Below are 5647 nucleotides of genomic sequence, written 5' to 3'. Positions count from 1 at the left end.
GAACGACTACCTGCATACGGCCGCGCGCTCCCTGCTCGACCTACCGGCGGTCGACGAATCGCAGCTGTCCGATCAGCTCGACGCCCTCGCCCCTGCGGCGCAATCCGCACCTGTCGTGCGCAACGAGGCTTTGCTTCGCGCGACGTGTACAGACGTATACGACGCATGACATGACGAAGGTGGCATGGCTTGCTCAGGGAAAGCGCGTTGTCACCGTCGGCATCAAACATCTGGTCCATGCAACTGCAATGATCGAAAAACGACCGCATGCACATCCTTGATCACCGGTCAGTGATCACCAATAGCGCATTGGTTGCCAATCGGCAACCAATCATCAGCATGGAATCGCCGGAATTCCGCCCATCAACCACACGCAATCCATACACAAACGGTTGCCAATCGGCAACCAACACGCCACTGCACAACCAGCATCCGCAATCGGCGGCGACGCGGCCGCCGAACAGCGCCTCGCGCACACCGCAGCTCGCAGGGAACGCTACTCACCCGAGGATGACCGCACGACCGAGCGTGTTCCAATGGGATCGCGTGTGCTGACGACAAGGGATGCGCTCACGGCATTCAGAGTGCATTCGGCTGGCGCGTCGGGCAGGGTTCCCTCATAAAGGTCGATGCGCACCGTGGCGGCGTCTTCTTCGACGGTCGCCCGTACACCGTGGCACTGCGGACTGCCCATGGTGAAGAAGACACGGACCGAGCGATCCGAGACCACTTCGTATCGACTCCAAGAGAATACATGCTCATCATGGAGGTCGGTGCGCTGCCGTATATCGTTCACGGATTGCGTTGGCGGTTTCGCCGCGGGAACGTACCCAGGATTCGTGGTAGCGGAGCTGGGAGGGGATTCGCCCCCGCCGGCAGTGCAGCCCGTCATGGCGATAACGGCCAAGAAGGCTGCCGCCAGCACTGCCAAGAGTCGACGGGAACGAATCCGATTATCCATGGTTGCGAGGGTGACAGGTGGGGTTGTTCGAAGTCTCTTCATGTCTGATCCTCTGGGACGCGGCTTCTGGTGCGACGGTGCGGACAGCGTTGGGCGAGCCGATAAGACTCGTTTTCTTTATTATACACGGCAGGAGGCACCGGTGGATTTATGATTGAACCGGTTGAAGGAGCGGCGAAGGGGTCGTCGCATCCGCGCTGAAGCACTACAGCTGATCGGAGGGCGGACTCATGGCCGAACGGGTTTTCGAGGATGAATTCATGGACGTGCAGTCCGGACTCGTCTCGCTGTGTCTTGAGGCGACGGAGGGCATGCCGGTCCTTGACGTGTACATCTACGTGTCGCTCGAAGGCAACATGACGGTCTTCAACGCATTCTTCCGCATGGGGGATGATGGCGCGGTGCATTTGTCAAGTGCGCGCATCCTGCCGCTCAATCAGGTCGTGGTCGACGACGACATCCGCTGGCAGGTGATCAGGCTTGCCCAGAGCGATCTTGCCGGTCTGCGCAGACTGTGCGACGCCGCCGGCCACCCATGCCCGACGCAAATCCGCGGCCATTACTCCCCCACCGGCGCCTACAAGGCCAGCTACGAATACGATCGCATCGTAGCCAAGGATGACGGCACCGGCGTCGCGCCGGGAGCAACATTCGCGGCATGGATGCATGCCGTCGCCTCCGGGGACGACGATCTGGCGTAATCCGGCATGCCGTGGGGGGGGGGCATTGGACTGATGCAGGACACTGGTCGACGCGGGGAAACACGCCGCAATCGAACGGGCCGCAATCGAACGGGCCGCCGACATGTCAGCGATCACCAATGGCGCATTGGTTGCCAATCGGCAACCATTCGGCAACCAATCGGCGGCACGCAATCAACGGAATTCCGCCCATCAACCACACGCAATCCATACACAAACGGTTGCCAATCGGCAACCAACACGCCACTGCACAGCCAGCATCCGCAACCGGCAGCATCCACAACCGGCAGCGACGCAGCCACCGGACAGCACCCCACACGCCGCAGCACATCCCAGACACAGGAGGCGACCGCCGACGAGCTGCAACAGCTCCAAGGAAAGCCGTGTGAATGAGGCCTCTGCGGCGGTTACCGGCGTTTTATAGCTATCGCCACGGGCAGTACGGCCGTGAATCCGAGGAATATGACCGTGATGGCGGCGTACAGCATCAGTGGAGCATGGTCGCCCTCCACCACGTACCGGTTCGGATCGGCCGGATCATAGCGAATCGTTACGGCATCACCCACCTCGTACCATGGATCTGATGACGCCACCGAGTATCGCTGCTCGTAGATCCTTCCGGATACTCCGTACCGGAACACCGGCGTCCAGGAGTCCGAGGAATCATCATCGGACGGGTCGGTCGGATTGAAGATCATCTGTGTCACTGTGCCGTCGGTGATCTCGGTGCAGTCCCTTCGCAGGGTGATTTCGCCGACCAGGGCTCCGACGCTCGGTATCAGCGAGATCGCTCCGACGATGCTGAACAATCCGCAGAAGAAGGCCCACGACCACCTGTTCCAGAAACCGCGGTCGTTTCCGTTGTTGCGGTTGGGTTGCCGATCGGCGTCGTACTGATCGGTGCCGTGCTGATCGGCACCGTATTGATCGACGCCGTACGATGATTCGGAAATTCCGGTAGTGTCTGCCGCCATGATTACCGCCTCGATTCCTGCCTTCCGCGGGTTTCTGCGATACCGCATGCAGATGGCCGCGGACGTTGCGGAGCGTTCCGATTCCAAGCATACCAACGGATTTCGGGACCATACATACATCAGCGGGGCAGTTTCCGGCACCTTGGATACACCGAGAGTCTGTCAGCATAGTCACATGGACGCGGACGCACGTCCGACATCGCAGGGAAACTGGCCAACATAATCTCGTATTGAATCATGCCCAGCCTTTAAAAACCGCTCTACAGAGCCAGTGTGCATCTCTGTCAGAAAATGGGCTGCCACTTGACTTCTTACTGAACGCCATATTCGACCTTGAGTCTTTTCAGGTCGCTTTGCCGAGACTATGACTGTGCTTCGGGCACAATCAGACCTCATAAAATGGAATAAGGTTCTTGCCAACGGCGTTGCACGCCGGCTCGATACCACTCTCATCAAGGAAAAGACGGCATCCGACTCCATGAAAGGCGACGAGTGCCGGCAACGAGACGATTGGCAGATATCCCCTTCAGCTAACGCAGGTCAGGCGTTGTCCCGAACGATGGTGACCACGTCCCGGTTGACCTGCCGGATGCGCGGGTCCGCGAGCATCTCATCGGTGGTCATCCACCGGCAGTCCTTGGAATCCACGTGGAACCTGTCCGCCTTCCAAACATCTGGCATGCGAGTGATGTTCGCACGGTAGAGCGTGTAGTGGTAGACGCGGGTCTCGTCATGCTCGGTGGAGTACTTTTCCCGCGTTGTCCCAGTCACGCGCGTGAGGGAGAAATCGCTCTTCGGAATGTCGAAGCCGTCGGACAGGTAGTCGGTCAGCAGCCTGACGTTCTCCGACTCAAGCTCGTTGGTCGCATGGTTCGGGAAGAAGTCGCAGTCCCAGCCGGCATCATAGTACAAGAGATACTTGTTGCCGTTGCTGATGGCAATTAGACTGCTGTATTTCTCCGTTCCTGCCATATGCTCCAACTCCTGATACAATCTCTCGGCATTGTAGCCGTTTCTCCAAGCCATGATAGCGGATTTTGCCGAATACGCTGTGACCGCGATCGCCATTACGATGAGCACGATGGTCAGCCACGGCCATGGCAGCCGCGTGGTCCCGGCAGCGAGAATAAGGAATATGCCCTCCACGGTGGCTATTGTGGCGGAAGCCTTGGGCCTTGGCCTATATCCGTGCGATGGGCGTTGAGATACGCTTGCAAACGTTCCGAGTCAATCTTCAACAGCATGGACTTCATGATATGCGAACCGTTGGCCGTCAGGCGATGCACCCGATTTGCATCCGGTGAACGAAAGGTGGGATCCCGTAGGTCGAAAGGCCGCAACATCTCACTATTCCGGTCGGGCCGGCGGGATTTGAACCCGCGACATCCTGTTTGGGCGGGTGTTCGATTGGCTTGTTCGGCTGGGCTTGAGTGGACTGATTTTCGTTGGAATCAAGCCGATTCTGGATTTTGGAAAGTTTGGTTGAGCGGGCTGGGATTGGTTCATCGTGACGGTCATCGTTACCATTTCGTTACCGTTCTTGTCGCATCCGACAAGAACGGTATGCCGGTATGTTCGATGTCGCATGTCAGTACAGCTGGTCGTGCGATCCGGTGCGAGTCAGCACGAGTTGCAGCTCATTGCGTTCGATGCGGTAGATGAGCAGCCAGTCTGACTCGATATGAATCACCCGATATCCTTTCCAGTTGTTGACCAGCGCGTGATCGCGATATTTGGTCGACAGCAGGTCACGATCCTCGGTCATCAACGCTTCGACGGCACATCGTAGCTTGTCCGGGTCGTAGTGCTTCTTCAACAGTCCTTTGAAGTCCTTCTTGAACTGCGTGGTGCGGAAGACGGATCTAAGCATCCATCAGGTCCTTCATCAGATCGTCCACAGACGAGAACGCAGCACCCTCCCGGGTGTCGGCCTGACGGCGGGCCTCCACGTTCAGCTGACTCTCCCTCGTGGCACGGAACGGCATGCCATTGTCGGTCAGCGATTGGCGCAGGAACATGTTCAATGCGGTTGATAGGTCCAGTCCCATCGACTCATACAGTTCCTTCGCCTGCCGCTTGACCTGCGGATCCGTGCGGAAAGTGATCGTCGCGGTATCGACCATCGCAAACCCCTCACTCACGTAATGCTATTATATGAACATTGTAACACAGTGGGAGATGGGCGCATCTGCCTCAATGTCTAGCAGTAGAAGCCCCCGGAGCGTCACTCGCCGGGAAGCCGTTGGTCGTCAGGTGATGCACCCGATTGGCACCCGATTCGTATCCGATAAACAATGCCTCAGGACACCCGTCAACCATGCCCCGAGACAACACACTCCCGAATTTCGATCACTGAGACCGGCTCGGCGATCGTTTTTCGGGAATGCGGCCCAGTGTTCCCGAATTTCGTTCACTGAGCGACCGTCAGCGATCACAATTCGGGAGATCAACCACCGATTCCCGAATTTCGATCGGCGAAGAACGTCACCACGCGTCGGAATGTATCGGCAGCTCCCTCTTCCACCCCATCGTGTGCATCACACGTATGTCGTTGGAGGCATCGTGTGCATACAACGGATACGTCGAGGCGCAAAACGCGCGCTACATGTACGCCCCATGCACACGATCACGTAGATATACGCTCCATGCACACGATCAGCAGCGCCTTATGTACGTGCCATGCACACGATCTACAACCCGCAGCGGCCGGAAGAGTCCATCGCACCCTGATACGTACGTGCGATGCACACAATGGTTTCGATGGGATGGAGTTTTCGATGGGATGGCTCGGACCGCCCGCCTCGGTCGGATTCGTCGCCAGCTCCCCTTGGAGGCGGGGCTGACATCACTCAACCAGCTGCGAGACTGGCCTACGGCGGGCGACCAATCTGTCACGCGGCGTCAAAAACGACGTTTTTCGCGTCGCGTGACAGACCGGCTTGTCACGCGACGACATTTTGGACGTTTTTCACGCCGCGTGACACGAGCGAACATGCACACTCAACCGAGCC

The 5647-nt window shown here is 58.2% G+C and carries 5 protein-coding genes; 1 reads left to right on the top strand and 4 read right to left on the bottom strand.

Translation table 11 applies throughout. The features are described from left to right. Window positions 1-1191 precede the first annotated feature (1191 nt). A complete protein-coding gene (locus EHS19_RS04510; protein ID WP_151916599.1) occupies window positions 1192-1662 on the top strand; it encodes a hypothetical protein in 471 nt (156 codons plus the stop codon). A 407-nt stretch (window positions 1663-2069) separates the two neighbouring features. Here the strand turns inward: EHS19_RS04510 and EHS19_RS04505 are convergent, their stop codons facing one another. The 4 genes from EHS19_RS04505 to EHS19_RS04490 form a co-directional block, all read right to left on the bottom strand. Further along, window positions 2070-2636, bottom strand: coding sequence for a DUF3592 domain-containing protein (locus tag EHS19_RS04505; protein ID WP_175578302.1), 567 nt, complete (start codon window positions 2634-2636; stop codon window positions 2070-2072). 540 nt (window positions 2637-3176) lie between these two features. Continuing rightward, complete coding sequence (locus EHS19_RS04500; protein WP_241677077.1) at window positions 3177-3608, bottom strand: hypothetical protein; 432 nt, start codon at window positions 3606-3608, stop codon at window positions 3177-3179. A 616-nt stretch (window positions 3609-4224) separates the two neighbouring features. Continuing rightward, window positions 4225-4506, bottom strand: coding sequence for a type II toxin-antitoxin system RelE/ParE family toxin (locus EHS19_RS04495; protein WP_151916597.1), 282 nt, complete (start codon window positions 4504-4506; stop codon window positions 4225-4227). Continuing rightward, window positions 4499-4759, bottom strand: coding sequence for a type II toxin-antitoxin system RelB/DinJ family antitoxin (locus tag EHS19_RS04490; RefSeq protein ID WP_151916596.1), 261 nt, complete (start codon window positions 4757-4759; stop codon window positions 4499-4501). Before EHS19_RS04490 ends, EHS19_RS04495 begins: the two co-directional genes overlap by 8 nt. Between the last annotated feature and the right edge of the window lie 888 nt (window positions 4760-5647).

Origin of the sequence: Bifidobacterium jacchi (genome assembly GCF_009078285.1) — a bacterium.
Classification (GTDB): domain Bacteria; phylum Actinomycetota; class Actinomycetes; order Actinomycetales; family Bifidobacteriaceae; genus Bifidobacterium; species Bifidobacterium jacchi.
This window is presented reverse-complemented; position numbering and strand designations above follow the sequence as displayed.